The organism is Thiobacter subterraneus (assembly GCF_055379455.1).
Genome location: NZ_AP042402.1, coordinates 1,697,341 through 1,722,672 on the forward strand (window position 1 = coordinate 1,697,341; position 25,332 = coordinate 1,722,672).

Below are 25,332 nucleotides of genomic sequence, written 5' to 3' on the forward strand. Positions count from 1 at the left end.
GACGCCATGAAAAAACTGCTCGCCACCCTTGCATTGCTCCTGCTGGCTCCGCCCCTGCTGGCCGAACAGGCCGCGCGCTTCGGCGATGTGGAGGTTCACTACAACGCCATGCCCACCGACGAGCTGTTGCCGGAGGTGGCCAAGAACTACAGAATCGACCGCTCGCGCAACCGGGGCATGGTCACCCTGTCGGTGCTGAAGAAGACGCCCCTGGGCGTGAGCCAGCCGGTGCGCGCCCAGGTCAGGGTGGTGCTGCCCACCCTCACCGGCCAGAGCGTCGAGGTGCCGGTGCGGGAAATCGTCGAGGGCACGGCCATCTACTATATCGGCGAGTTCCGCATCACGCCGCCCCAGACCCTCAAGTTCAGGGTGACCGCCCAGCCCGAAGGCGGGAGTCAGCCTTTGAGTTTCGAGTTCGAGCGCGCCTTCTACCGGTAGCGGCCGGGTTTCACACGAGAAGCCGCGCCAGTCCCCAGAGTCCGAGGGCAAGCACCGCCAGCCCGGCGAACCTGCGCACCGCCGGCTGGCGCACCCAGGCCGCCAGGCGGTTGGCGAACCAGCCCATGGCCAGCAGGTTGGGCAGGGTGCCCAGACCGAAGGCGAACATGGTGAGGGCCCCCTTGGCGGGACTGCCGCTGGCGAGCGCGGCGATCAGGACGCTATACACCAGCCCGCAGGGCAAAAAGCCCCAGAGCAGCCCGGCCAGCAGGGCCTGGCCCGGGCGCCGGATGGGCAGCACGCGCTTAAGCGACGGCTGCAGCCGCCGCCAGAGCAGCCCCCCCGCGCGCTCCACCTGCGCAAGCCAGCGGTTCCACCCGGCGAGATAGAGACCGAGCAGGATCAGCATGACCTGGGCCAGCCCGAACAGCAGCCGCTCCACCGGAAACAGGTGCCCCAGCCACAGGCTGCCTGCGCCCACCCCGCCCGCCACCGCCCCCGCCAGGGTATAGCTGACGAGGCGCCCCAGGTTGGCGGCGAGATACAGGGCAGGGCGCGGCTGCTCCCCCGGGCGCTGCAGGGCGAAGGCCGTCACCAGGGGCCCGCACATGCCCACACAGTGCACGCCGCCCATCAGCCCCACCAGGGCCGCCGCCAGCAGGGACAGTTCAGGCATGGGGTCCCGCCCGGGCGGCGCGCCACACCAGGATCAGCACCGGCAGTCCCAAGAGGGCGCTGCCCGTGAAGAAGGCGCTCCAGCCGAAGGCATTGACGAACTCGCCGGAAAAACCGGCGATGAACTTGGGCAAAAGGAGCATGAGGGAACTGAACAGCGCGTACTGGGTGGCGGAGTAGGCCTGGTTCACCAGTCCCGACAGGTAGGCCACGAAGGCGCTGGAGGCAATGCCCGCCGACAGGTTGTCGGCGGACACGGTGAACACCAGCGCCCACACATCGTGCCCGCGCGCCAGCAGCCACAGGAAGAGGAGATTGGTGGCGGCGGACAGCAGGGCGCCGAGGAACAGGGTGCGCATCAGACCCAGGCGGGCCACCAGCAGGCCCCCCAGGCCGGCACCGGCCAGGCTCATGATGACGCCATAGACCTTGGACACCGTGGCCACCTCCTCCTTGGTGAAGCCCATTTCCCAATAGAAGGGGTTGCTCATGACGCCCATCACCACGTCCGAGATGCGGTAGAGGGCGATCAGGCCGAGAATGACCAGCGCCTGCCAGCGGTAGCGCGCGAAGAACTCCGCGACGGGACTCACGAAACTGCCGTAGAGCCAGCGCCCGAAGCCTTCCCGGGCCATGGCGGGCGGCGGGGACGCATGGTCCGGCTCCCCAATGAGGAAGGTGGTGACGACACCCACGGCCATCAGCCCCGCCATCACCGAGTAGGCCACCTGCCAGGGGAAGAACTCGTAGCGCGTCTCACTGGGATCGAACAGCGCGGCGATCCACAGCACGCCGGCGCCTGCGATGATCATGGCGATGCGATAACCGGTCTGGTAGCTGGCTGCCATGGCAGCCTGTCGCTCCAGGCTCACCGCCTCGATGCGCCAGGCATCCAGGGCGATGTCCTGGGTGGCGGACGCCACCGCCACCAGCAGGGCAAACAGGAGGGTGGCGGAGAGGGCCCGCGCCGGGTCGCTGTGGGCCAGCCCCAGGAGCCCCACCGCCGCGGCCAGCTGGCCCAGCAGCAGCCAGGCCCGCCGCTTGCCCAGCCAGCGACCAAGGAGGGGCAGGGGCAGCCGGTCCACCAGGGGCGACCACAGGAATTTCAGGCCCCACACCAGTCCCACCCAGGAGAAGTAGCCGATCTGCGCGCGGTCCACGCCGGCCTCCGCCAGCCAGCGGGACAGGGTGCCCACCGCCAGCAGGGGAGGCAGGCCCGCGGAAAAACCGAGAAACAGGATGGCCAGCACCCGCGGGTGCCGGTAGACGGCCAGCGCCGCCAGCCAGGGATGGGCTTCAGGCCGGGACATCCTGATAATCCACGATCAGCGGCGCGTGATCGGAAAAGCGCTGCGCCTTGTACACCCGCGCCGACCGGGCCCGCGCGGCGATGTCCGGCGTGGCGATCTGATAGTCGATACGCCAGCCCACGTTCTTGGCCCAGGCCTGGCCCCGGTTGCTCCACCAGGTGTAACCCTCGCCCTCGGCCTCGGGATACAGGCGGCGATAGACATCCACCCAGCCGGACGCGAGCACCCGGGTGAACCAGGCTCTTTCCTCCGGCAGGAAGCCCGAATTCTTCTGGTTGGACCTCCAGTTCTTCAGGTCCTTCTCCGTGTGGGCGATGTTCCAGTCGCCGCAGATCACCACCTGCCGGCCGCTGGTGCGCAGGGCGTCGAGCTGCGGCAGGAAGCGCGCCATGAAATCGAACTTGGCCTGCTGGCGGGCCTCCGATGCGGAGCCCGAGGGCAGATAGAGGCTCACCACGCTCAGGGGGCCGAAGCGCGCCTCGAGATAACGCCCCTCGGCGTCGATGTCGGGAAGACCCAGTCCCTCGATGATCTGGTCCGGCTGGCGCCGGCTGTAGAGTCCCACACCGCTGTAGCCCTTCTTCTCGGCGAAGTGGAAATACCCGAACAGCCGGTCCGGCTGCAGCATCTCGCGGGTGAGGTCGGTGGCCTGGGCCTTGAGCTCCTGCACGCACACCACGTCGGCGCGCTGGTGCGCAAGCCACTGGAAGAAGCCCTTGGCGGCGGCGGACCGGATGCCGTTGAGGTTCGCGGTTATAATCCGCAAGACGATCTACTCGCTCATTGCCATGGAAGATTTCCGGCAGGAATTCATCGAATTCGCCGTGCAGAAACGGGTCCTGCTGTTTGGCGAATTCAAGACCAAGGCCGGGCGCTTGAGCCCGTACTTCTTCAATTCCGGGCTGTTCAACGACGGAGCATCCCTGGGCAGGCTGGGCCGATTTTACGCGAAAGCCATTCTCGCGGCCCAACTTGACTTCGACATGCTGTTCGGCCCGGCCTACAAGGGCATCCCGCTGGTGGCCGCGATTGCCATCGCCCTGGCCGAACTGGGCCGCAACGTGCCCTTCGCCTTCAACCGCAAGGAGGCCAAGGACCACGGCGAGGGCGGCCGGATCGTGGGCGCGCCCCTAAAGGGACGGGTGCTCATTGCCGATGATGTGATCTCGGCCGGCACGTCGGTGCGCGAATCGGTTTCGCTGATCCGGGACCAGGGCGCCACCCCCTGCGGCGTGGTGATCGCGCTGGACCGTCAGGAGCGGGGCCAGGGTGCCCTGTCCGCGGTGCAGGAGGTGGAACGGGACTACGGCATGCCCGTCATCGCCATCGCCACCCTGGACGACCTGATCGCCTACCTGCGCCGGCAGCCGGCGCACGCAGCGGATCTGGCGCGCGTGCTGGCCTATCGCGAGCAATACGGCATCGAGGACCCGGCCAAGTCATGAATTCCATGCGTTTCGTCATCGCCCCCCTGCTGCTCACCCTGTTCCTGGCCCCGGGCGGCGCCCTCGCGGGCAAGCAGATGTATCGCTGGGTGGATGCCCAGGGCAAGGTGCATTACGGCGACACCATTCCGCCCGAATACGCCAACCAGGGCAATGCCGAGCTGAGCAAAAGCGGCCGGGTGGTGAAGCAAACCCCGCCCGCCGCCACGCCGGAACAGCTGCGGGCACGGCAGGAGGCGGAGGCGCGGGAGCGGGAGGCCCGGGAGAAGGCCGAGGAACAGCGCCGCCGCGACCGGGCGCTCTTGGCGAGCTACACCACCCTGGACGAGCTGGATCTGGCCGAGCGCCGCAACCTGGAGGCGGTGGACGTGCAGATCAAGAGCCATGAGCTGCGCATCAAGTCGGTGCAGGGCCGGCTCGACGGTCTGCGCAGGCAGGAGGCCAGCTTCCGCGCCCGTCAGCGTCCGGTGCCGCCGGACCTCAGCGCGGACATCAGCCAGGCGCAGGCGGAAATCGACCAGCTGCGGGCACGCATCGCCCAGGCCAACCAGGAAAAGGACGCCATCCGCGCCCGCTTCGCCGCGGACCGCAAGCGCTTCATGGAAATCAAGGGTCTGGCGCCGGGCGGGCCCGCCACCCGGCCCTGACTCAACCCAGCCGGGCCTTGAGCAGCTGGGTCACCTGCTGGGGATTGGCCTTGCCCTGGGTGCGCTTCATCACCTGGCCCACCAGGGCGTTCAGGGCGCGATCCTTGCCGGCGCGGTATTCCTCCACCGACTTGGGATTGGCCGCGATCACCTCCTCCACCAGTTGTTCCAGGGCACCGGTATCGGTGATCTGGCGCAGGCCCCGCTTCTCGATGATGGTGTCGGCATCGCCCTCGCCCGCCCACATGGCCTCGAACACTTCCTTGGCGATCTTGCCCGAGATGGTGTTGTCCAGGATGCGCGCGATCAGGCCCGCGAGCTGCGCGGCGGAAATGGGGCTGTCGCCGATGTCGCGCCCGTCACGGTTGAGCGCCCCCGCCAGTTCCCCCATCACCCAGTTGGCGGCGACCTTGGCGTGGGCCGCCCCCACGCCCGCCACTACCGCCTCGAAATAGGCCGCCATGGCGCGGCTGGCCGTGAGCACGCCCGCATCGTAGCCCGACAGGCCATACTGGCTCATGAAGCGGCTGCGCTTGGCGTGGGGCAGTTCGGGCAGGCTGGCCCGGATGGCTTCGATCATCTCCTCCGGAATGCGCAGCGGCAGCAGGTCCGGGTCGGGGAAATAGCGGTAATCGAAGGCTTCCTCCTTGGAGCGCATGGAACGTGTCTCGTCCCGGTCCGAGTCGTAGAGGCGGGTTTCCTGCTCGATGAAGCCGCCGGCTTCGAGAATCTCGATCTGCCGACTCACCTCGTATTCGATGGCCTTCTCCAGGAAGCGGAAGGAGTTGAGGTTCTTGATCTCGCAGCGGGTGCCGAAGGTGTCGGACCCCTTGGGCCGCACCGAGACATTGGCGTCGCAGCGGAAGGAGCCTTCCTGCATGTTGCCGTCGCAGATGTCGAGATACTGGACCAGGGCGTGCAGGGTCTTGGCATAGGCCACCGCCTCCTGGGCGCTGCGCAGGTCGGGCTCGGAAACGATTTCCAGCAGGGGCGTGCCGGCACGGTTGAGGTCGATGCCGGTCATGCCGTGGAAATCCTCGTGCAGGGACTTGCCGGCATCCTCCTCCAGATGGGCGCGCGTGATGCGGATGACCTTTTCCTGGTCCCCCACTTGGATGGTGAGGCTGCCACCCTCGACGATGGGCAGCTCATACTGGCTGATCTGGTAGCCCTTGGGCAGATCCGGGTAAAAGTAATTCTTGCGGGCGAACACCGACTCGCGGTTGATCCGGGCGCCGATGGCCAGACCAAAGCGGATGGCACGCTCCACCGCCCCCTTGTTGAGCACCGGCAGCACGCCGGGCAGGGCGATGTCCACTGCACAGGCCTGGGTGTTGGGCGCGGCCCCGTAGCGCGTGGCGGCGCCGGAAAAGATCTTGCTGCGGGTGGAGAGCTGGGCATGCACCTCCAGCCCGATGACCACTTCCCATTCCATAACAAACTCCCGGGTAGCGGCAGACAGGAGACGGCGTGCGCGAGGTACCGCCTGCTGCCTGCCCTTGACTGTTCACAATTGGGGCATGCGCAGGTGCCAGTCGGTCACCTTCTGGTACTGGTGGGCGACGTTGAGCATCTTCGCCTCCGAGAAATAGTTGCCGATGATCTGCAGCCCCACCGGCCGTCCCCGTGCGCCGAAACCCACGGGAATGGACATGCCGGGCAGGCCCGCCAGGTTCACCGCGATGGTGTAGATGTCGGACAGATACATGGCCACCGGATCGTCGGCCTTTTCGCCCAGATCGAAGGCAGTGGTGGGCGAGGTGGGCCCCATGATCACGTCACAGCGCTGGAAGGCATCGCTGAAATCCTGGGCGATCAGCCGGCGCAGTTTCTGGGCCTTGAGATAGTAGGCGTCGTAGTAGCCGGCGGACAGCACATAGGTGCCGATCAGGATGCGCCGCTTCACCTCCGCGCCGAAGCCCTGGGCGCGGGTCTTCTTGTACATGTCCATGAGATCGCTGTACTCGGGCGCCCGGTAGCCATAGCGCACGCCGTCGTAGCGCGCCAGGTTGCTGGAGGCCTCGGCGGGCGCGAGCACGTAATAGACCGGAATGGACAGCCGGGTGTTGGGCAGGGACACCTCCACCACCTGGGCGCCCAGCCTGCGGTATTCCCCGATGGCCGCCTCGACCGCCGCCGCCACGTCGGGCGCCACGCCCTCGGCGAAATACTCCTTGGGCAGGCCGATCCGCAGGCCGGCCAGCGGTTCCTCCAGCAGCCGCGTATAGTCCTCGGCGGGACGGTCCAGGCTGGTGGAGTCGCGGGGATCGAAGCCCGCCATGACGTTGAGCAGAAGGGCGCAGTCCTCGGCGCTCTTGGCCATGGGGCCGCCCTGGTCCAGGGAGGAGGCGAAGGCGATCATGCCGTAGCGGGAGACCACACCATAGGTGGGCTTGATCCCCGTGATGCCGCACAGGGCCGCCGGCTGGCGGATGGAGCCGCCGGTGTCGGTACCGGTGGCCGCCGGCGCAAGACGCGCCGCCACCGCGGCCGCCGAGCCGCCGGAGGAACCGCCGGGAACCGCGGCGCGGTCCCAGGGATTCTTCACCTTGCCGAAGAAGGACGTCTCGTTGGACGAGCCCATGGCGAACTCGTCCATGTTGGTCTTGCCCAGGTTGACGATGCCGGCGGCGTTCATTTTCTCCACCACGTGGGCATCGTAGGGCGCCACGAAGTTGGCGAGCATCCGGGAGCCGCAGGTGGTAAGCCAGCCCCTGGCGCAGAAAATGTCCTTCTGGGCCACGGGAATGCCGGTGAGGGGGCCGCCCTGCCCGGCGGCCAGAAGCCGGTCTGCGGCATCGGCCTGGGCCAGGGATTTCTCCCGGTCCACCGTGATGTAGGCATTGAGCTCCGGGTTGTGGGCCTCGATGCGCGCGAGGAACAGCTCGGTGAGCTCGCGGCTGGATATACGGCGGGCGGCGAGCGCTGTGGCGAGTTCTTTCAGACTGCTGTTGATCATGTCGGGTCCCAATCTTGAGACGGCGCGCGCCACACCCGGCATCAGGGCCGGCGGTGGCACGCAGGGCCGGGGGGAAATTACTCGATCACCTTGGGCACCAGGTACAACCCGGCTTCCACCTGGGGGGCGATGGACTGGAAGAGTTCGTGCTGGTCGGTCTCGGTGACCTCGTCCTCGCGCAGACGCAGGGCGATGTCCTGGGCATGGGCCATGGGCTTGATGCCCTCGGTGTCCACCGCCTGCATCTGCTCCACCAGATGCAGAATGTTGGACAGCTGCGCGAGCACGGGCTCGATTTCGGCTTCCGTGATCTCGATGCGGGCGAGATGGGCGACGCGTTTCACGTCGGCTGCGGAAAATGACATGGATTTCACCGGGTTCCGTTAACGAAACAAGCCCTATAGGGTATCATAACCCCTTTGTTCGAGCAGGCTGCCGGCCGCCTCGCGCCTTCCCGGCGTGCCACCTGCCCCTTCCTTTCACGGTAGCGAAGACATGTTCGGATTCCTGCGCGGTTATTTCTCCACCGACCTGGCCATCGACTTGGGCACGGCCAACACCCTGATCTACGTGCGCGGCAAGGGAATCGTCCTGGACGAGCCCTCCGTGGTGGCCATCCGTCACGAGGGCGGGCCCACGGCCAAGAAGACCATCCAGGCGGTGGGCATCGAGGCCAAGCAGATGCTCGGCCGCACGCCCGGCAACATCACCGCCATCCGGCCCATGAAGGACGGCGTGATCGCCGACTTCACCATCACCGAGCAGATGCTCAAGTACTTCATCAAAAAGATCCACGGCTCGCACCTGTTCGGCCCCAGTCCGCGCATCATCATCTGCGTGCCCTGCGGTTCCACCCAGGTGGAGCGGCGCGCCATCCGGGAATCGGCCATCGGTGCCGGTGCGCGCCAGGTGTATCTGATCGAAGAGCCCATGGCGGCGGCCATCGGCGCCGGCCTGCCGGTGGCGGAGGCCACGGGCTCCATGGTGGTGGACATCGGCGGCGGCACCACCGAGGTGGGCGTGATCTCCCTGGGCGGCATCGTTTATGCGGCCTCGGTGCGGGTGGGGGGAGACAAGTTCGACGAGGCCATCATCAACTACATCCGTCGCAACTACGGCATGCTCATCGGCGAATCCACCGCGGAGCAGATCAAGAAAGAGATCGGCTCGGCCTTCCCCGGCTCGGACGTGCGCGAGATGGAAGTCAAAGGCCGCAACCTGGCCGAGGGCATCCCCCGCAGCTTCACCATTTCCAGCAACGAAATCCTGGAAGCCCTCACCGATCCCCTGAACAGCATCGTCTCGGCGGTGAAATCCGCCCTCGAGCAGACCCCGCCCGAGCTGGGCGCGGACATCGCCGAGAAGGGCATGGTGCTCACCGGCGGCGGCGCGCTGCTGCGCGACTTGGACCGCCTGCTCATGGAGGAGACCGGGCTGCCGGTGATCGTCGCCGAAGACCCGCTCACCTGCGTGGTGCGCGGCTCCGGACGGGCGCTGGAGGAAATGGAGCGTCTGTCCACCGTCTTTACCAACGACTGACCCGCGGGACAGGGCAGGAAAGCGCCCCGCCCGGGGTGAGGGGACATGATCGACACGACCCCGCCGCCGTTCTTCAAGACCGGGCTCAGGCCCGCCACCCGCTTCGCCATCTTTGCCCTGCTGTCGCTGTTCCTGATCCTGGCCGATGCCCGCTTCGGCTATCTCCATCCCCTGCGCCAGGCCCTGGCCGTGATCATCAATCCCCTGCAGCATGCGGTGAATGCGCCGGTGCGCCTGGCCGCCCAGGTGGGCGAATTTTTCGTCACCCAGACCCGGCTGCGCCTGGAAAACGACGAACTCCGGGAGGCGCGTCTGCGCCTGTCGGGACAGCTCATGGAATTCCAGGCGTTGCAGGCGGAAAACGCCCATCTGCGCGCCCTGCTCAAGGCGCGCGAGCGTTACGCCAATCACGCCCAGCTGGCGGAAATCCTCTATTCGGAACGCGATCCCTTCGCGCGCAAGATCATCATCGACCGCGGCAGTCTGCATCAGGTGGAACCGGGGCAGGTGGTGGTGGACGAGCTGGGGGTGGTGGGACAGGTCACACGGGTCTATCCCGGGGTGAGCGAAGTCACCCTGATCACGGACAAGAACCAGGCAGTGCCGGTGCAGAACCTGCGCAACGGTCTGCGCGCGGTGGTGTTCGGCAGCGGTCAGGACGGCACTCTCAACGTGCCCTTCATGCCCATCCATGCCGACCTGCAACCCGGGGACCAGCTGGTCACCTCGGGCATCGACGGCATCTACCCGCCGGGGCTGCCGGTGGCCACCGTGCTGCGCGTGGAGCGCAATGCGGCCTATCCCTTTGCCCGCATCACCTGTCTGCCCGCCGCCGGCGTCGATCGTCATCGCCAGGTGCTGGTGGTGGCCAGCCACGCGCCCGCCCCGCCGCCCCGGCCCAAACCCGTGGAGTCCGCCCGTGGCAAGCGCTAATCCCCGCCAGTCGGTGCTGACCCGCCCGCCCCGCACGCGGTTCATCGTCATGAGCCTCACGCTGGCCCTGCTGGCCAACCTGCTGCCGTGGAATGGCGTCGCGGTGCTGCTGTGGCCCGATCTGGTGGCCCTGGTGCTGCTCTACTGGATCATCCATTACCCGCGCCGGGTGGGGCTGGCCAGCGCCTGGTTCCTGGGTCTGTTGATGGACATCGCCGAGGGCGTGCTGTTCGGCCAGCATGCCCTGGCCTACGTGGTCACCGCCTACGCCGCCTGGCTGCTGCACCGGCGGCTGCAAACCTTCAATCCATGGCAGCAGGCACTCTACGTGCTGGGACTTTTGCTCCTTTTGGAACTCACCATGCTGCTCGTGCGTCTCGCTTTCGGTGCGGCCTTCCCGGGCTGGCTCTATTTCGCGGGCAGCCTGGTGGGCGCCGTACTGTGGCCGCTCCTCACCCTGGTGCTGCAGCTGCCCCAGCGCAGGCAGCCGGCCGCGGCACCGCCCTACGGTACCGCCCCGCGATGAGCCGCCGACCGGAGATCCGCGACCATCAGCGCGAGCTCTATTACTTCCGCATCCGCCTGGCGGTGGCCGCCAGCGTGGCCCTCGTGCTGTTCTTCATCCTGCTCGCCCGCGCCTTCTGGCTGCAGGTGCTGCAATACGAGCATTACCACACCCTGGCCGAGGAGAACCGTATCTCCATCGTGCCCATCGTGCCCAACCGCGGCCTGATTCTGGACCGCAACGGTGCCGTGCTGGCCCACAACTATTCCGCCTATACCCTGGAGATCACGCCCAGCAAGGTGCAAGGGGGGCTGGACAAGACCATCGACGCCCTGGCCCAGCTGATCGAAATCACCCCCAAGGACCGCAAGCGCTTCCGCAAACTGCTGGAGGAGAGCAAGAACTTCGAGAGTCTGCCCATCCGAACCCGCCTCAACGACGTGGAGATCGCCCGCTTCGCCGCCAACCGTTACCGTTTCCCCGGGGTGGAGATCCATGCGCGTCTGTTCCGGCACTATCCCCAGGGACAGCTCACCTCCCACGTGGTGGGCTATATCGGCCGCATCAACGAGGCGGATCTCAAGCGGCTTGAGGAGATGGAGCTGCTGCCCAACTACCGCGGTTCGGACTACATCGGCAAGGCGGGGCTGGAGCAGAGCTATGAGCAGGAACTGCACGGCACCACCGGTTTCGAGCGGGTGGAGACCGACGCCGCGGGACGGGCGGTGCGCACCCTGTCGCGCACCCCGCCGATTTCCGGCAACAATCTCACCCTGCATCTCGACCTCAAGCTGCAGCAGGTGGCGGAGCAGGCCTTCGGCAATTTCCGCGGGGCGCTGGTCGCCCTCGATCCCCGCACCGGCGGCGTGCTCGCCTTCCTGTCCAAACCGGGCTACGACACCAACCTGTTCATCGACGGCATCGACCCCCAGAACTGGCAGGCGCTCAACGAGTCACCGGACAAGCCTTTGGTGAACCGCGCCATGCACGGTATGTATCCGCCGGGCTCCACCTTCAAGCCCTTCATGGCACTGGCCGCGCTGGAGCTCAAGAAGCGCTCCCCGAGCCATACCATCGCCGATCCGGGCTATTTCAGCCTGCCCGGCAGCAGCCACCGCTATCGTGACTGGAAGCCCGGCGGCCACGGCATGGTGGATCTGCACAAGTCCATCGTGATCTCCTGCGACACCTATTACTACGGGCTGGCCGTGGACCTGGGCATCGACGCCATCCACGACTTCATGAGCCACTTCGGCTTCGGCCGCAAGACCGGCATCGACATCGAGGGCGAGCGCGCCGGCCTACTGCCTTCCCAGGAATGGAAATGGAAACGCTTCCGCCAGAAGTGGTTTCTGGGGGACACGGTGAGCGTGGGCATCGGTCAGGGCTACATGCTGGCCACGCCGCTGCAGCTGGCGGTGGCCACCGCCACTTTGGCCAACGGCGGGCGGGAAATGCGTCCGCGCCTGGTACAGGCGATCCAGAATGCCAAGACGGGTGCGGTCACACCGGTGGAGCCGGAGGTGGTGTCCCGGCTGCCCGTGAATCCGGAGAACCTGGAGCTCGTCAAGGCAGCCATGGTGGACGTGACCCGCCCCGGCGGCACCGCGGCGCGGGCCGGCGCCGGCGCGCCCTACACCATGGCGGGCAAGACCGGAACGGCCCAGGTGATCGGCATGAAGCAGGGCGAAAAATACATTGAGAGCCGGGTGGCGGAACGCCACCGGGACCATGCCCTGTTCGTCGCCTTCGCCCCGGCGGAGGACCCGAAGATCGCCGTGGCGGTGCTGGTGGAAAACGGCGGCCATGGCGGCTCCACGGCGGCGCCCATCGCCCGTGCCCTGTTCGACTATTACCTGCTGGGCAGGCAGCCGGCCGGTGCCGCCGCCACCGAGGAAGGGGCACAGGAAAATGGAGATGATTAGACGCTGGCTGCTGCGGGCGGCACGCCATGTGGACTGGGTGCTGTTCGCCCTGCTGGGCGTGGTCCTCCTGCTGGGTCTGGGGATTCTCTACAGCGCCTCCGGCCAGGACATGGGCCGCGTGGTCGGCCAGATGGTAAACATCGTGCTGGCGCTCGCCATCATGTGGGCGGTAGCCAATGTGCCGCCCCAGCATCTGATGCGCTTCGCCCTGCCGGCCTACCTGCTGGGCCTGCTCCTGCTGGTGGCCGTGGCCCTGTTCGGGGAAGTGAGCAAGGGCGCGCGCCGTTGGCTGGACATTGGGGTGACCCGCATCCAGCCTTCGGAATTGATGAAGATCGCGGTGCCGCTCATGCTCGCCTGGTATCTGGACAAGCACGAGAAGATGCTGCGCCTGCGCGACTTCGCCGTGGCAGCCCTGATCCTGGCCCTGCCGGTGGCCCTGATCGCCAAACAGCCGGATCTGGGCACGGCGCTTTTGATCTCCGCCTCCGGCTTCTACGTGCTGTTTCTGGCGGGCATCGGCTGGCGCGTGATCCTGGGGCTTTCGCTGGCGGGCGCCGCCATGCTGCCGGTGGTCTGGTCCCTGCTCCACGACTACCAGCGCCAGCGTGTGCTGACCCTGCTCGATCCCGGCCAGGATCCCCTGGGCGCGGGCTATCACATCATCCAGTCCACCATCGCCCTGGGTTCCGGCGGCATCGTGGGCAAGGGTTGGCTGCACGGCACCCAGGCCCATCTGGATTTCCTGCCGGAGCGCCACACGGATTTCATCTTCGCCGTCCTGGGAGAAGAATTCGGGCTGCTAGGCATCCTCGTGCTTCTGCTGCTCTATCTCGCCATCCTCGCCCGGGGACTTCTGATCGCCGCCAATGCGCCCTCCCTGTTCGGCCGACTCATGGCAGGCAGCATCACCCTCACCTTCGGTACCTATGCCGTGGTGAACATGGGCATGGTGTCCGGCCTCCTGCCGGTGGTGGGGGTGCCCCTGCCCCTGGTGAGCTATGGCGGGACCGCCATGGTGACGCTGCTGATGGGCTTTGGTATTTTGATGAGCGTGGCCACCCACCGGAGACTGGTGAAGACATGAGACGGGGTTGTCGTCCCGCGGCGGCCTGGACTGTCCTGGCCCTGTTGGCCGGGGTGCTGGCGGGCTGTGCCAGCGCACCGGGGCCGGTGCCGCGCCCCGGTTCCGGGGTGGAGAGCAAGCCTGCCGAAAAACCCGCCCCGGCCGTGGCGCGGCCCGGCGGTTACTACCAGGACGATGGTCCCGGCGACAACCCACCGCCCGACATCGAGCGCATTCCCGACGCCGAACCCAAACCGGAACCTCTGCACCGTTTCGCCAACAATCCCTACATCGCCTTCGGCCGCACCTATGTCCCGGATGTGAGCGGCCGGCCCTACGTGGCAGAGGGTATCGCTTCCTGGTATGGACGCAAGTTCCATGGCGCACGCACCTCCAGCGGCGAACCCTACGACATGTATGGCATGACCGCCGCCCACCCCACCCTGCCCATTCCCAGCTATGCGCGCGTGACCAACCTCGCCAACGGCAAATCGGTGATCGTGCGCATCAACGACCGCGGACCCTTCCATGGCGACCGGCTCATCGACCTGTCCTACACCGCCGCCTACAAGCTGGGACTGGTGCGCGCGGGCAGCGGACGGGTACGCGTGGAAAGCATCGACCCGGCCACCTGGAATGGCACTGCGGTGGCCGCCGCGGCGCCGGAGCCGGAGGGCGCGGCCTGGTGGGTGCAGCTCGCCGCCTTCAGCGTGGCGGCCAATGCCGAGCAGATGCTGGGCCGGGTCAGGGTCCAGGTGGCCGACCTGGCCGACCGGCTGCGGCTCGTGGAGGGAGACGGCGTGGTGCGTCTGCGCGCAGGACCCTTCGCCAGCCGCAGCGAGGCCGATGAGGCAGCGGCCCTGGTGCGCCGCCTCACCGAACTCGCCCCCATGGTGATCCGCTGACGGCCACCCCTTCCTGCGTCCACGCCAGGCCGGATCCTGACGCAAATAGACGTGGACGCTGACCGCGCCCCTCCCTAGAATCTGGGCTTTTGCCGCCCAAGCCCTGCTCCCCCCATGACCGTCGTCCAGGAAGGCAAACCCCACGAAAGCGTCCAGGAATCCCTGCACCAGGTGCAGGAGCTCCTGCGCAAGGCCGAGCTCGTCGAGTCCCTGGTGCACAAGCAGGACATGCCCCGCCATGAGCTGGTGGAATCCCTGGTTCACAAGCAGAACCTGGCAGCCCTGCAGAAAAAGCTGGACGAGCTGCATCCGGCCGACGTGGCCTACATCCTCGAGGCCCTGCCCCTGGAGCAGCGGCTCAAGGTCTGGGACCTGGTCAAGGCGGAACGCGACGGCGAGATCCTGCTCGAGGTCTCGGATGCAGTGCGCGAGAGCCTCATCAAGCACATGGACTCGGAGGAGCTGCTGGCCGCCGCCGAGACCCTGGACACGGACGAGATCGCCGACCTGGCGCCGGACCTGCCCAAGGACGTCATCGACGAGCTGCTCGCCTCCCTGGACGTCCAGAACCGGGCGCGTCTGCAATCCGCCCTGTCCTACGAGGAGGATCGGGTCGGCGCCCTCATGGATTTCGACATGGTGCCGATCCGTGAGGACGTCACCCTGGAGACCGCGCTGCGTTACCTGCGCCGGCTGCGGGAACTGCCGGACCAGACCGACAAGCTGTTCGTGGTGGACCGCAACAACGTGCTCAGAGGTGTGCTGCCCCTGAAGCGCCTGCTCACCGAGGAGCCGGAACAGACCGTGCGCGAGGTGATGGCGGAGGATGTGGTGGTGTTCCACCCGGAGGACGATGCCCACGAGGCCGCCCAGGCCTTCGAACGCTACGACCTGGTGACGGCCCCGGTGGTGGATCAGGAAGGGCACCTCATCGGCCGCCTCACGGTGGATGCGGTGCTGGACTTCATCCGCGAGGAATCCGAGGCCGAGAAGCTCAACCTGGCGGGTCTGCGCGAGGAAGAGGACCTGTTCGCGCCGGTGTGGAAGAGCGTGCAGAACCGCTGGACGTGGCTGGCCATCAATCTGGTCACGGCCTTCGTCGCCTCACGCGTGATCGGCCTGTTCGAAGGCACCATCGAGAAGCTGGTGGCACTCGCCACCCTGATGCCCATCGTCGCGGGCATCGGCGGCAATTCCGGCAACCAGACCATCACCATGATCGTGCGCGCCCTGGCCCTGGGCCAGGTGCAGGAAACCAATGCGCGCAAGCTGCTGTGGAAGGAACTGGGCGTGGCGGTGGTCAATGGGCTGCTGTGGGGTTCGGTGATCGGTCTGATCGCCTGGTGGCTCTACGACAACGTCGCCCTGGGCCTGGTCATGACCGCGGCCATGACCCTCAACCTGCTGCTCGCCGCCACCATGGGCGTGCTCATCCCCATGGTCATGCACAAGCTGGGACGCGATCCGGCAGTGGGATCCAGTGTCATGATCACCGCCATCACGGACAGCGGGGGATTTTTCATCTTCCTCGGACTCGCCACCCTGTTTTTGTTGTAAAGTCCGGATTCGTGCGGCCACGGGGCGTGGCCACAACGGGGCAATCGCCGGGGGCAACCTCCAGCCATGCAATACGACCTGATCGTGATCGGCTCCGGGCCGGGCGGTAACCGGGCCGCCGTCCTCGCCGCCAGTCACGGGCTCAAGGTCGCCATCGTGGAAAAGGCCGAGTGGGGCGGCTGTGGCCTCAACCGCGGCTATCTGCCCAAGCACGACTGGCATCACACCGCCCGGCTCATCGCCGCCGCCCGGGGCTTTCCCCGGCGCGGCATCCAGGGCAGCGTCAGCGGTGATCTCGCCGGCGCCTGGGAACACGCGCGCAAGCTGGCCCGCGCGGTGCGCGACGCCCACATCGCCCAGATGAAGCGCCTGGGTATCAACGGCTTCGCCGCCAGCGCCTCCTTCGTCGATCCCCACACCATTGCCCTGGACGGGCGCGACCGGTTGAGCGCCCGCCATTTCGTCATCGCCACCGGTTCCGCCCCCTATGTGCCCAAGCCGTTTTTCCTCACCGAGCAGCGGGTGCTCACCACGGACGAGCTGTTCGGGGCACCGCCGCCGCCCGGCAAGCGGGTGGCCATCGTCGGTTCCGGTGCGGTAGCCACCGAGCTCGCCTTCATCCTCACCATGCTGGGACGGGAGGTCACCTGGGTGGCGCAAAACCCGCCGCTGTCCCATTCCCGCTTCAGCGCCGCGGCCCTGCAGCAGCTCAACGACCGTCTGCGCCGCCATGGCATCGAGGCGCGCGTGGGGGCGCGCCCCGAGGCAGTGGAAATGTCCCCGGAAGGCGTGCGCCTGATCCTCGCCGGCAGCAGCGAGTCCGTGCTGGTGGACTGGGTGCTGCTGGGCACCGGCCGCCGTCCCCACACCTCGGGCCTGGCACTGGACGCCGCCGGGGTGAACACGGACAGCAAGGGCTTCATCAAGACCAACGAATCCATGCAGACCTCGCAGCCCCACATCTACGCTGCCGGCGACGTCACCAATCCCCGCATGAGCGCGAGCCAGGCGCTGGCCGATGCAGCCGTGGCGGTGGCCAACATCCTTGCGCCGGGCTCACGGGTCCAGGACCGGCGCGCGGTGCCCGAGGTGATCCATTCCGCCCTGGAACTGGGCCGCATCGGGGTGAGCCACGAGGCAGAGGAGCCGGGCGTGCTGGTGGGCAGCGCGGATTTCGGCCACAACGTGCGCGCCATGAGCCAGGACGAGGCCGACGGCTTCGTGCGCCTGCTGGGGGATGCCCGGACCGGAACGCTGGTGGGCGCGGAAGTGGTGGGAGCCGATGCCGCGGAGCTGATCCACCTGCTCGCCCAGCGTCTCGGCCAGCCCGACGCCCTACGCGCCCTGGCCAACGGCTTCTACGGTCATCCCGCCCGTGCCGAGGCGGTGTGCCAGGCCGCCCAGGCCTTGCTCGCCCGCCTGCCGGCCACCGCCCCGGCGGAAAAGGCCCTCGGCTGAAAAAATTTTCCGGGCCGCGGGAATAAACGGCCGCGTCGTCCTGTTTGCTCCAGTGTAATTCCCCTTAACCCGCCTCCCACGGAGACGGCGCCGCGCCGCCACTGACCTGGCACCCGGCGCAATTTCCGGCGAAGGCCTTGCAGGAGCAAACACCATGCACAAGATCACGCTGCCTTTCCTTCTGTTCGCCACCTTTTCGCTGACCGCCGAGGCGGGCCCCGCCGAGGATGCGCGCGCCCATTTCGACGCCATCGCTGCCGGCCAGGTGGACGCCATCATGGGCCAGTACGCCCCCAATGCCACGTTCCAGTGGGTGGGTGGCCCGCTGGACGGTGCCTACCTGGGCGAGGACCGTATTCGCGAGGTGTGGAGCCGTTTCGCCAGCAACGCGCCCTACACGGTCACCGTCGCGCGCCTGGAGGAATCCGTCAACGACAAGGGAGGCACGGTCACCGCCAGTGTGCAGTTCCAGGGGAAGAACACGGTCAAGGTGCGCTACGTGCTGGTGTACCGTGACGGCAGGCTGGTCAGCGAGGTGTGGCAGGTGGATCCCAAGCTCGCCTTCAACGGCTATTGAGCGAAGCTGCCCCCGTGTGGTCGAAGCCGCACCCCGTTGCCGAACACATTCCCCGTTTGCGTCGCTACGCGCGGGCGCTGACGGGGGATGCCGCACGCGCCGACGATCTGGTGCAGGACACCCTGGAGCGGGCCTTGACCAAGTTCGGCCTCTGGCGCCACGGCTCCGATCTGCGTGCCTGGCTATTCACCGTCATGCACAATGTGTATGTGAACCAGGAGGCGACGCGGCGTGATCGCCTCGGCCTCCCGTGGGAGGAGGCCGAGCTGGAACTGCCCCTGGCCGCCAGCCAGGACCACTCACTGGAGTTGCGCGACCTGGTGACCGCCCTTGGCCGGCTTGCCCCGGAATATCGCGAGGTGTTGTTGCTGGTGGGCCTGGAAGGCTTGCGCTATGAGGAAGTGGCGCAGGTGCTGGGGGTGCCGGTGGGCACCGTGATGTCGCGCCTGGCACGCGGACGCGAACGGCTGCGGCGCCTGATGGATGGCGAGTGGGGGCCCAGTCTGCGCAGGGTGAAATAATGACGGAAATCGACGAACAGCGCCTGCATGCCTACGTGGACGACGCCCTGGACGGGAGTGCGCGCCAGGAAGTGGAGGCCTACCTGGCACGCCACCCGGAGGCCGCCGCGCGTGTGGCGGCATGGCGTCGCCAGAAGCAGGCGCTGCATGCCCTGTTCGATCCGGTGCTGACGGAACCTGTGCCGGCCCGGCTTCTGCCCCGGCCGCCTGCCGCACGCCGGCTGCGCTACGCCGCCATGCTGGCCTGGCTGGGGCTGGGCGTGATCCTGGGCTGGCTGGGCCGGGGCGCCGCGCCCGCGCCCCAACCTTTGGCAAGTCTGCCGCGGGAAGCGGCAGCCGCGCACGTGGTGTATGCACCGGAGGTGCTGCATCCGGTGGAGGTGGAAGCGACCCGCGAGGTCCATCTGGTGCAGTGGCTGTCCAAGCGGCTGGGCCGCGAGCTACCCGCCCCTGACCTGAGCCGCGCCGGCTTCCAGCTCGTGGGCGGGCGGCTGCTGCCGGCGCAGGACGGACCGGCGGCGCAATTCATGTACCAGGATGACCAGGGCAGACGCGTCACCCTCTATGTGCGCGTGCTTGCCGGGACGACCGCCGATACCGCCTTCCGCTATGAACGCCGCGACGGAGTGAGTGTCTTCTACTGGGTGGACGGCCGTTTCGGCTACGCCCTGTCGGGCGATCTGGAACGCAGCCATCTGCTGGAACTCGCCACGGCGGTCTATCACCAGCTCGGCTGAAAGGAGTTTTCATGCCCAGACTGCGCATCCCGGGCATTCCCCCCTCGGAAATCACTCCGGTCGAACTGTTCCGCAGCCGCCGGGCCTTTCTCACGACCGGTGCGGCCGCGCTGGCCGCGCTCGCCGCCCCGGCGCAGGCGCGGCTGTCCGCCCGGGCGAGTGGCTATTCCACCGCGGAGCCCCCCACGTCCCTCGAGGATGTCACCCATTACAACAACTTCTACGAGTTCGGCACCGGCAAGGAGGATCCGGCGCAACACGCCCACAGCCTGATCACCCGCCCCTGGACGGTGAGCGTGGAAGGGCTGGTGCGCAAACCCGCCGTGTGGGACGTGGACACGCTCCTGCGTTTTCCCCTGGAGGAGCGCATCTACCGCCTGCGCTGCGTGGAAGGCTGGTCCATGGTGATTCCCTGGATCGGCTTTCCCCTGGCCAGCCTGCTGCGCCTGGCGGAACCCCTGGGATCGGCGAAATACGTGGAATTCGTGAGCCTGCACGACCCCCGGCAGATGCCGGGCCAGCGCCGGCCCATCCTGGACTGGCCCTATCGCGAGGGACTGCGTCTGGACGAAGCCCTGCACCCCCTCACCCTGTTGGCAGTGGGCCTCTATGGCGAAGTGCTGCCGAACCAGAACGGTGCGCCCATCCGCCTGGTGGTGCCCTGGAAATACGGCTTCAAGAGTGCCAAGTCCATCGTGCGCATCCGTCTTGTGGAGCAGCAACCCGTCACCACCTGGATGCGCGCGGCGCCTGACGAGTATGGCTTCTATTCCAACGTGAACCCGGCGGTGGACCACCCGCGCTGGAGCCAGGCGCGGGAACGGCGCATCGGCGAGTTCCGCAAGCGCCCCACCCTGCCCTTCAACGGCTACGGGGAGCTGGTGGCCCACCTCTATGCCGGAATGGATCTCCGGAAGTTCTTCTGAATGGGACGGGCGTCCCAACGGCCGGCGGGGCCTCCACCGCGGATCTGGCTCAAGGCCGGGGTGTTCCTGGCGGCCCTGATGCCTCTTGCGCGGCTGGGCCTACTGGCGCAGGGCGACGGTCTGGGAGCCAATCCGGTGGAATTCGTCACCCACTCCACCGGCACCTGGGCGCTGGTGTGGCTGCTCGCCACCCTGGCCGTGACGCCGCTGCGGCGGCTCACCGGGTGGGGCGAGCTGGCGCGCCTGCGCCGCATGCTGGGCCTGTTTGCCTTTTTCTACGCCAGCCTGCATCTCCTCACCTATCTGTGGTGGGACCAGTTCTTCGACTGGCGGGAGATTGCCCGTGACGTGGCGAAACGTCCCTTCATCACGGCGGGGATGACCGCCTACCTCCTGATGGTGCCCCTCGCCCTCACCTCCACCCAGGCCATGATGCGGCGCCTGGGCCGGAACTGGCAGCGGCTGCACCGCGCAGTGTACTTGGTCGCCATCGCCGCGGTGTGCCACTACGCCTGGCTGGTGAAGAAGGATCTCACCCTGCCGCTCCTCTATGGCGCCGTGCTCGCCCTGCTGCTCGCGGCGCGGGCGATTCCCGCGCTGCGCAGGCAATAAAAAAGGCGGGTGGGTTTCCCCACCCGCCCTGTGGGCCGTGCCGGGCTTACTTGAGCAGCGACGCCACCGTGGCCATGGGCTTCGGAATCACCGGAGCAATGGGCGCGGTGGGCGCAGCCGCCGGCGCCGGGGCGGGAGCCGCCGGCTTGGGTGCGGCCTTCTTGGCGGCCGGCTTCTTGGGCGCCGCCTTCTTCGCCGCCGGCTTGGGCGCGGCTTTCTTCGCCGCCGGTTTCTTGGCGGCGGGTTTCTTGGCTACCGCCTTCTTGGCCGCAGGCTTCTTGGCAGCCGCCTTCTTGGGTGCAGCCTTTTTGGGCGCGGCCTTCTTGGCGGCGGGTTTCTTGGCTACCGCCTTCTTGGCTGCAGGTTTCTTGGCAGCCGCCTTCTTCGGTGCAGCCTTCTTGGCCGCCGGTTTCTTGGCCGCGGCCTTCTTCGGTGCAGCCTTCTTGGCGGCGGGCTTCTTGGCCGCAGCCTTCTTGGCCGCCGGTTTCTTGGCGGCCGCCTTCTTGGCGGCGGGTTTCTTGGCGGCGGCCTTCTTCACCGCGGGCTTCTTGGCGGCCGGTTTCTTGGCAGCAGCTTTCTTGGCTGCAGGCTTCTTGGCGGTCGCCTTCTTCGCTGCGGGCTTCTTGGCTGCCGCCTTCTTGGCGGCGGGCTTCTTGGCCGCAGACGCGCCAGACGAACTGCCAGCTGCCGCTGCGGCCATTTCCAGTGTTGCCATGGTTGAACTCCTTTTCGAAACGTTAAGGGTTGAAACCGGCGCGGCCCGGGGCCACGCCACCCGGCGGCAGATGGCTTCCAATTGACTCACGCGCAACTCTTACCTTTCGTGACTCAGTTGAAAGTTCGCCACCGCCCGGTGACGCGAAATTTATGGCAGCGACTGGATGCACACAATAGGCGTCAACGCAAATCGGGCGTTTTTCTGCTGGAAAAACCGGGGTCTCGGTTATTTGGTCGCGAGTCGATACCAATTCGCCAAAGGCACCGCGGCGCGCAATGCAAGGAAAGACGCGGCTTCCGCGAGTTGGTATCGAGCCGAAACGACCCGGGCTGGCAAAAATAATTTTTGCGCGGCGGCGCGCCCGGAATCGTTCAGGACGCCGCGGACGGACCGCCCGGCAGCAGGTGTTCCAGGGCGTACAGGGCCTCGAGGGGTTCGCGCTCCCGGATCAGGAAGGACTGGGCGCCGCTCACCATGACCTCGGCGGCACGCGGCCGGCTGTTGTAGTTGGAGGCCATGCTCATGCCGTATGCGCCGGCGGACATGATGGCCAGGAGATCGCCCTGGGCCAGGGCAAGACGCCGGTCGTGGCCGAGGAAGTCACCGCTTTCGCACACCGGGCCGACGATTTCCCACACCCGCTCGGGGTCGTCGTGAGGCCGCACGGGCAGGATGTCATGCCAGGCATCGTACAGGGCGGGCCGCATCAGGTCGTTCATCGCCGCATCGACGATGGCGAAGTTGCGCGTCTGTCCGGGCTTGAGGTACTCCACCCGGGTCAGCAGCAGGCCGGCATTGCCCACCAGGGCGCGGCCCGGCTCCAGCAGCAGGGTCAGGCCGCGTCCCGCGAGGCGTTCGCCGATGCGCCGGGCATAGTCGGCAAGATCCGGCGGGGTTTCGTCCCGGTAGCGGATGCCCACACCGCCGCCCAGATCCACGTGCTCGAGCCGGATACCCGCGGCCGAGAGCCGGTCCACCAGGGCGAGCACCCGCTCCAGGGCATCCACGAAAGGCTCCACCTCGACGATCTGGGAGCCAATGTGGCAATCGATGCCCCGCAGCGTCAGATGGGGCAGCGTCTGCGCCACCTGGTAGAGCTCGAAGGCCCGGCCATATTCGATGCCGAACTTGCTTTCCTTGAGGCCGGTGGAGATGTAGGGATGGGTGCGGGGATCCACGTCCGGATTGACCCGCAGCGATACCGGCGCCCGGCGTCCCAGGCCTCCCGCCACCTCGTTGAGACGGTAGAGCTCGGCCTCGGATTCCACGTTGAAGCAAAGGATGCCCGCCTCGAGGGCCAGGCGCATTTCCGCCTCGGTCTTGCCCACGCCGGAAAACACCACGCGGGACGGGTCGCCCCCCGCGGCCAGCACGCGTTTGAGCTCGCCGCCGGAGACGATGTCGAAACCCGCCCCCAGGCGGGCGAACAGATTGAGAATGGCCAGATTGGAATTGGCCTTGACCGCGTAGCACACCAGATGGGGCAGGCCCGCAAAGACCCTGTCGAATTCCCGGTAGGCAGACTCCAGCCCGGCGCGGGAATAGACGTAGCAGGGCGTGCCGTACCGTTCGGCGACGTGGGTCAGGGGCAGTTCTTCCACGCACAGCCCCTGCTCGCGATAGCCGAAGGGATTCACGGCTTTTCCTTGACCGGGGCCGGGGCAGGGGCCGGTGTTGCCGCGGTGGGCTGGGGCAGGTAGAGGGGGCCTTTCACGCCACAGGCTTGCAGCACCGCAGCGAGCACCAATATCATGGGGACGAGTCGCATGGCTGGCATGAATCGGGGGTGGGGCAGGCAGCCCGCATCTTAGCACACCGGGAAAACACCATGACCGAGACGGAATTCAACCGACTGGTGGACGAGACACTGGCCCGCATCGAGCAGGCGATCGAGGACAGCGGTGCCGACATCGACTACGAGACCAGCGCGGGCATTCTCACCCTGACCTTCCCGGATGCCAGCAAGATCGTCATCAACCGCCAGGCCGCCAACCAGGAACTGTGGGTGGCGGCGCGCGCCGGCGGCTTTCACTACCGCTGGCTGGACGGCGCCTGGCGCAATACCCGCGACGGCTCCGAACTCATGCCCGCCCTCTCCCAATGGGTGAGCCAGCAGGCCGGCGAGCCGGTCAGCATCGGCTAGCAGGAGACGCCCGCGGCCGCCCATGCGCAAGAGCGCATTCAATCTGCTGGAACTCACGGAACGCCTGGGCAACCTGATCCGGGTGGAGATGCGCCGGCTGGGCGCGGCCTACAAGCTGCATCCCGTGCACCTGCAGGCCCTGAGCTATCTGCGCCAGGCCAACCGCTACAGCAACACGCCCCAGGCGCTCACCGAGTATCTGGGGCTGACCAAGGGCACCGTATCCCAGAGCCTGCTGCTGCTCTACCGCAAGGGTCTGGTGACCCGCTACGTGGACGAGCACGACCGGCGGGTGGTCCGCCTCAAGCTTTCCGCCGCCGGCCGCCGCCTCATGAAGGATGCCCAGCTCGCCCCCATCTGGCAGAGCGCCGCGGCCAACATCAGTCCCGCCCGCAGCCGCACCACCGTGCTGGTGCTGCAGGAGACCCTGCGCAATCTCCAGGCCATGCACCAGGAACGCACCTTCGGGGTATGCAACACCTGCGCCCATCTGCAGCGGGAAAGCGCCCGCATCTACCACTGCGGGGTCACGGGGGAGCGCCTGAGCGTGCCGGAGACCCGTCAGATCTGCCGCCTGCACACCCCGCGCACCTGAAGGCTCAGGCCCCCGGCATGAGGGTCACGGCCAGCTCCACCGGCCGCCCGGCGCGCAGCAGGCGCAGGGCCACCACATCCCCCACCTGAAAATCGTCCAGACGGGAAAACAGTTCGGCCACACTGCGCACGGGCCGGTTGTTCACCGCCAGGATGATGTCGCCCGGCACGACGCTGCCGTCCGGGGCGATGGTGGCGCCCTTCAGCCCGGCCTGGGCGGCGGGGGAATCCGGCAGCACCCGCAACACCACCACCCCCTCCACCCCCAGCAGACGGGTCAGGCGCGCATTGAGCATTTCATCCACCTCGATGCCCAGGGCGGGGCGGATGTAGCGACCCTTGGCGATGAGCTGGGGCACCACGCGGTTGACGGTATCCACGGGCACTGCGAAACCGATGCCGGCGGAGGCGCCGCTGGGACTGTAGATGGCCGTGTTGATCCCGATCAGGCGACCCGCGGAGTCCAAAAGCGGCCCGCCGGAATTGCCGGGGTTGATGGCGGCATCGGTCTGGATCAGGTGGTCGATGGTGCGGCCGTCCTCGGTGGGCAGGGCGCGGTCGAGGGCGGAAACGATGCCGGTGGTGAGGGTCCAGTCCAGACCGAAGGGATTGCCGATGGCAAACACTTTCTGGCCCACCTTGAGATCATGGCTGGTGCCGACGGGCACCGGCGGCGGCCGCTTGAAACCGACCCCGATCCTGAGCACGGCGATGTCGTGGGGCGGCGAGGCCCCCACCAAAGCCGCCCGGAAGCTGCGCCCGTCGGCCAGACGCACGGTGGCCTCGGAGGCCCCCTGGATGACATGGAAATTGGTGATCACGTGACCCGCGTCGTCCCAGATGAAGCCGGAGCCGGTGCCACGGGGCACGGTGAACACGTTGCGCGTGTAGAGATCCATGACGGTGGCGCGGGTGCTGATGAACACCACGCTGTCCCGGGATTTCTCGAAGATTTCGATGGTGGCCTTCTCGTCGGCGGCCAGGTCGCCCCGGGCGGTCACCGGGCGCGGCTGGGCGTCGCGACCCGTCTGCCCGAGCCACAGCGGCGCCCCCTGCCAGATCAGAAGCAGCAGCACGGCGGCCACGGCAAGCCAGAGCAGGGAACCAATGGTACGCAGGGACATGGCGCGTTCCTCGGCGAG

General features: G+C 67.4%; 28 protein-coding genes. 18 read left to right on the forward strand and 10 right to left on the reverse strand.

Annotated elements, in window-relative coordinates:
- Positions 1-6: 6 nt before the first annotated feature.
- A complete protein-coding gene (locus ACZ42P_RS08490; protein WP_464897120.1) occupies positions 7-438 on the forward strand; it encodes a DUF4426 domain-containing protein in 432 nt (143 codons plus the stop codon).
- A gap of 10 nt (positions 439-448) precedes the next feature.
- On the opposite strand, the gene ACZ42P_RS08495 is transcribed toward ACZ42P_RS08490, so the two are convergent.
- Genes ACZ42P_RS08495 through ACZ42P_RS08505 form a run of 3 tightly spaced genes read right to left on the reverse strand, consistent with a single transcriptional unit; the run spans position 449 to position 3,189 of the window.
- Complete coding sequence (locus ACZ42P_RS08495; protein ID WP_464897121.1) at positions 449-1,114, reverse strand: sulfite exporter TauE/SafE family protein; 666 nt, start codon at positions 1,112-1,114, stop codon at positions 449-451.
- Positions 1,107-2,423: an AmpG family muropeptide MFS transporter gene (locus ACZ42P_RS08500; RefSeq protein ID WP_464897122.1), complete on the reverse strand. Its 1,317-nt coding sequence runs from the start codon at positions 2,421-2,423 to the stop codon at positions 1,107-1,109. The genes ACZ42P_RS08495 and ACZ42P_RS08500 overlap by 8 nt, the downstream gene beginning before the upstream one ends.
- Positions 2,410-3,189: an exodeoxyribonuclease III gene (locus ACZ42P_RS08505; RefSeq protein WP_464897123.1), complete on the reverse strand. Its 780-nt coding sequence runs from the start codon at positions 3,187-3,189 to the stop codon at positions 2,410-2,412. The genes ACZ42P_RS08500 and ACZ42P_RS08505 overlap by 14 nt, the downstream gene beginning before the upstream one ends.
- Positions 3,190-3,211: 22 nt before the next feature.
- On the opposite strand from ACZ42P_RS08505, the gene pyrE reads away from it, so the two are divergent.
- Positions 3,212-3,868 carry an orotate phosphoribosyltransferase gene (gene pyrE, locus ACZ42P_RS08510; RefSeq protein WP_464897124.1) on the forward strand — a complete coding sequence of 219 codons (657 nt, stop codon included), beginning with the start codon at positions 3,212-3,214 and terminating at the stop codon, positions 3,866-3,868.
- Positions 3,865-4,515 carry a DUF4124 domain-containing protein gene (locus ACZ42P_RS08515; RefSeq protein WP_464897125.1) on the forward strand — a complete coding sequence of 217 codons (651 nt, stop codon included), beginning with the start codon at positions 3,865-3,867 and terminating at the stop codon, positions 4,513-4,515. Before pyrE ends, ACZ42P_RS08515 begins: the two co-directional genes overlap by 4 nt.
- A 1-nt stretch (position 4,516) precedes the next feature.
- On the opposite strand, the gene gatB is transcribed toward ACZ42P_RS08515, so the two are convergent.
- From gatB to gatC, 3 genes are all read right to left on the reverse strand, one after another.
- On the reverse strand, positions 4,517-5,950 hold the full coding sequence (gene gatB / locus ACZ42P_RS08520) for an Asp-tRNA(Asn)/Glu-tRNA(Gln) amidotransferase subunit GatB (RefSeq protein ID WP_464897126.1): 1,434 nt from the start codon (positions 5,948-5,950) through the stop codon (positions 4,517-4,519).
- Positions 5,951-6,022: 72 nt separating this feature from the next.
- Complete coding sequence (gene gatA, locus ACZ42P_RS08525) at positions 6,023-7,474, reverse strand: Asp-tRNA(Asn)/Glu-tRNA(Gln) amidotransferase subunit GatA (RefSeq protein ID WP_464897127.1); 1,452 nt, start codon at positions 7,472-7,474, stop codon at positions 6,023-6,025.
- Positions 7,475-7,551: 77 nt separating this feature from the next.
- Positions 7,552-7,839, reverse strand: coding sequence for an Asp-tRNA(Asn)/Glu-tRNA(Gln) amidotransferase subunit GatC (gene gatC / locus ACZ42P_RS08530; RefSeq protein WP_464897128.1), 288 nt, complete (start codon positions 7,837-7,839; stop codon positions 7,552-7,554).
- Between the two features lie 130 nt (positions 7,840-7,969).
- Here gatC and ACZ42P_RS08535 point away from each other — a divergent pair, with 130 nt between their 5' ends.
- The 13 genes from ACZ42P_RS08535 to ACZ42P_RS08595 all read left to right on the forward strand — a co-directional run bounded on the left by ACZ42P_RS08535 (position 7,970) and on the right by ACZ42P_RS08595 (position 20,735).
- Positions 7,970-9,013: a rod shape-determining protein gene (locus ACZ42P_RS08535; protein WP_464897129.1), complete on the forward strand. Its 1,044-nt coding sequence runs from the start codon at positions 7,970-7,972 to the stop codon at positions 9,011-9,013.
- A gap of 45 nt (positions 9,014-9,058) precedes the next feature.
- Positions 9,059-9,946 (forward strand): rod shape-determining protein MreC, encoded by an 888-nt coding sequence (gene mreC / locus ACZ42P_RS08540; RefSeq protein ID WP_464897130.1) that lies wholly within the window; start codon positions 9,059-9,061, stop codon positions 9,944-9,946.
- Entirely contained in the window at positions 9,933-10,472 is a 540-nt protein-coding gene (gene mreD, locus ACZ42P_RS08545) for a rod shape-determining protein MreD (RefSeq protein ID WP_464897131.1), read from the forward strand. The genes mreC and mreD overlap by 14 nt, the downstream gene beginning before the upstream one ends.
- Positions 10,469-12,376: a penicillin-binding protein 2 gene (mrdA, locus tag ACZ42P_RS08550; protein ID WP_464897132.1), complete on the forward strand. Its 1,908-nt coding sequence runs from the start codon at positions 10,469-10,471 to the stop codon at positions 12,374-12,376. Before mreD ends, mrdA begins: the two co-directional genes overlap by 4 nt.
- Positions 12,369-13,463 carry a rod shape-determining protein RodA gene (rodA, locus tag ACZ42P_RS08555; protein ID WP_464897133.1) on the forward strand — a complete coding sequence of 365 codons (1,095 nt, stop codon included), beginning with the start codon at positions 12,369-12,371 and terminating at the stop codon, positions 13,461-13,463. The genes mrdA and rodA overlap by 8 nt, the downstream gene beginning before the upstream one ends.
- Positions 13,460-14,347 (forward strand): septal ring lytic transglycosylase RlpA family protein, encoded by an 888-nt coding sequence (locus ACZ42P_RS08560; protein ID WP_464897134.1) that lies wholly within the window; start codon positions 13,460-13,462, stop codon positions 14,345-14,347. Before rodA ends, ACZ42P_RS08560 begins: the two co-directional genes overlap by 4 nt.
- Positions 14,348-14,461: 114 nt before the next feature.
- Complete coding sequence (gene mgtE, locus ACZ42P_RS08565) at positions 14,462-15,904, forward strand: magnesium transporter (protein ID WP_464897135.1); 1,443 nt, start codon at positions 14,462-14,464, stop codon at positions 15,902-15,904.
- A gap of 66 nt (positions 15,905-15,970) precedes the next feature.
- Entirely contained in the window at positions 15,971-17,362 is a 1,392-nt protein-coding gene (locus ACZ42P_RS08570; protein WP_464897136.1) for a dihydrolipoyl dehydrogenase family protein, read from the forward strand.
- 154 nt (positions 17,363-17,516) lie between these two features.
- The gene (locus tag ACZ42P_RS08575) at positions 17,517-17,939 is read left to right on the forward strand and encodes a nuclear transport factor 2 family protein (RefSeq protein WP_464897137.1); all 423 of its coding nucleotides are present in this window, start codon (positions 17,517-17,519) and stop codon (positions 17,937-17,939) included.
- Between the two features lie 14 nt (positions 17,940-17,953).
- Positions 17,954-18,460 (forward strand): sigma-70 family RNA polymerase sigma factor, encoded by a 507-nt coding sequence (locus tag ACZ42P_RS08580; protein ID WP_464897138.1) that lies wholly within the window; start codon positions 17,954-17,956, stop codon positions 18,458-18,460.
- Positions 18,460-19,197 (forward strand): anti-sigma factor family protein, encoded by a 738-nt coding sequence (locus ACZ42P_RS08585; protein ID WP_464897139.1) that lies wholly within the window; start codon positions 18,460-18,462, stop codon positions 19,195-19,197. The genes ACZ42P_RS08580 and ACZ42P_RS08585 overlap by 1 nt, the downstream gene beginning before the upstream one ends.
- An 11-nt stretch (positions 19,198-19,208) precedes the next feature.
- Positions 19,209-20,123, forward strand: coding sequence for a protein-methionine-sulfoxide reductase catalytic subunit MsrP (gene msrP, locus ACZ42P_RS08590; protein WP_464897140.1), 915 nt, complete (start codon positions 19,209-19,211; stop codon positions 20,121-20,123).
- Entirely contained in the window at positions 20,124-20,735 is a 612-nt protein-coding gene (locus tag ACZ42P_RS08595) for a protein-methionine-sulfoxide reductase heme-binding subunit MsrQ (RefSeq protein WP_464897141.1), read from the forward strand.
- A gap of 46 nt (positions 20,736-20,781) precedes the next feature.
- Here ACZ42P_RS08595 and ACZ42P_RS08600 read toward each other — a convergent pair whose 3' ends face one another.
- The 3 genes from ACZ42P_RS08600 to lptM all read right to left on the reverse strand — a co-directional run bounded on the left by ACZ42P_RS08600 (position 20,782) and on the right by lptM (position 23,230).
- The gene (locus tag ACZ42P_RS08600) at positions 20,782-21,450 is read right to left on the reverse strand and encodes a histone H1-like repetitive region-containing protein (protein WP_464897142.1); all 669 of its coding nucleotides are present in this window, start codon (positions 21,448-21,450) and stop codon (positions 20,782-20,784) included.
- Between the two features lie 374 nt (positions 21,451-21,824).
- A complete protein-coding gene (lysA, locus tag ACZ42P_RS08605; RefSeq protein ID WP_464897143.1) occupies positions 21,825-23,090 on the reverse strand; it encodes a diaminopimelate decarboxylase in 1,266 nt (421 codons plus the stop codon).
- Positions 23,087-23,230 (reverse strand): LPS translocon maturation chaperone LptM, encoded by a 144-nt coding sequence (gene lptM, locus ACZ42P_RS08610; protein WP_464897144.1) that lies wholly within the window; start codon positions 23,228-23,230, stop codon positions 23,087-23,089. Before lptM ends, lysA begins: the two co-directional genes overlap by 4 nt.
- Positions 23,231-23,281: 51 nt before the next feature.
- Between lptM and cyaY the strand changes: the two genes are divergently transcribed.
- Both cyaY and ACZ42P_RS08620 read left to right on the forward strand, forming a co-directional pair.
- Positions 23,282-23,596, forward strand: a complete 315-nt coding sequence (gene cyaY / locus ACZ42P_RS08615; RefSeq protein WP_464897145.1) for an iron donor protein CyaY — start codon at positions 23,282-23,284, stop codon at positions 23,594-23,596.
- Between the two features lie 22 nt (positions 23,597-23,618).
- Positions 23,619-24,191, forward strand: a complete 573-nt coding sequence (locus tag ACZ42P_RS08620; protein ID WP_464897146.1) for a MarR family winged helix-turn-helix transcriptional regulator — start codon at positions 23,619-23,621, stop codon at positions 24,189-24,191.
- A 4-nt stretch (positions 24,192-24,195) separates the two neighbouring features.
- Here ACZ42P_RS08620 and ACZ42P_RS08625 read toward each other — a convergent pair whose 3' ends face one another.
- Positions 24,196-25,314 carry a S1C family serine protease gene (locus ACZ42P_RS08625; RefSeq protein ID WP_464897147.1) on the reverse strand — a complete coding sequence of 373 codons (1,119 nt, stop codon included), beginning with the start codon at positions 25,312-25,314 and terminating at the stop codon, positions 24,196-24,198.
- Positions 25,315-25,332: the final 18 nt, after the last annotated feature.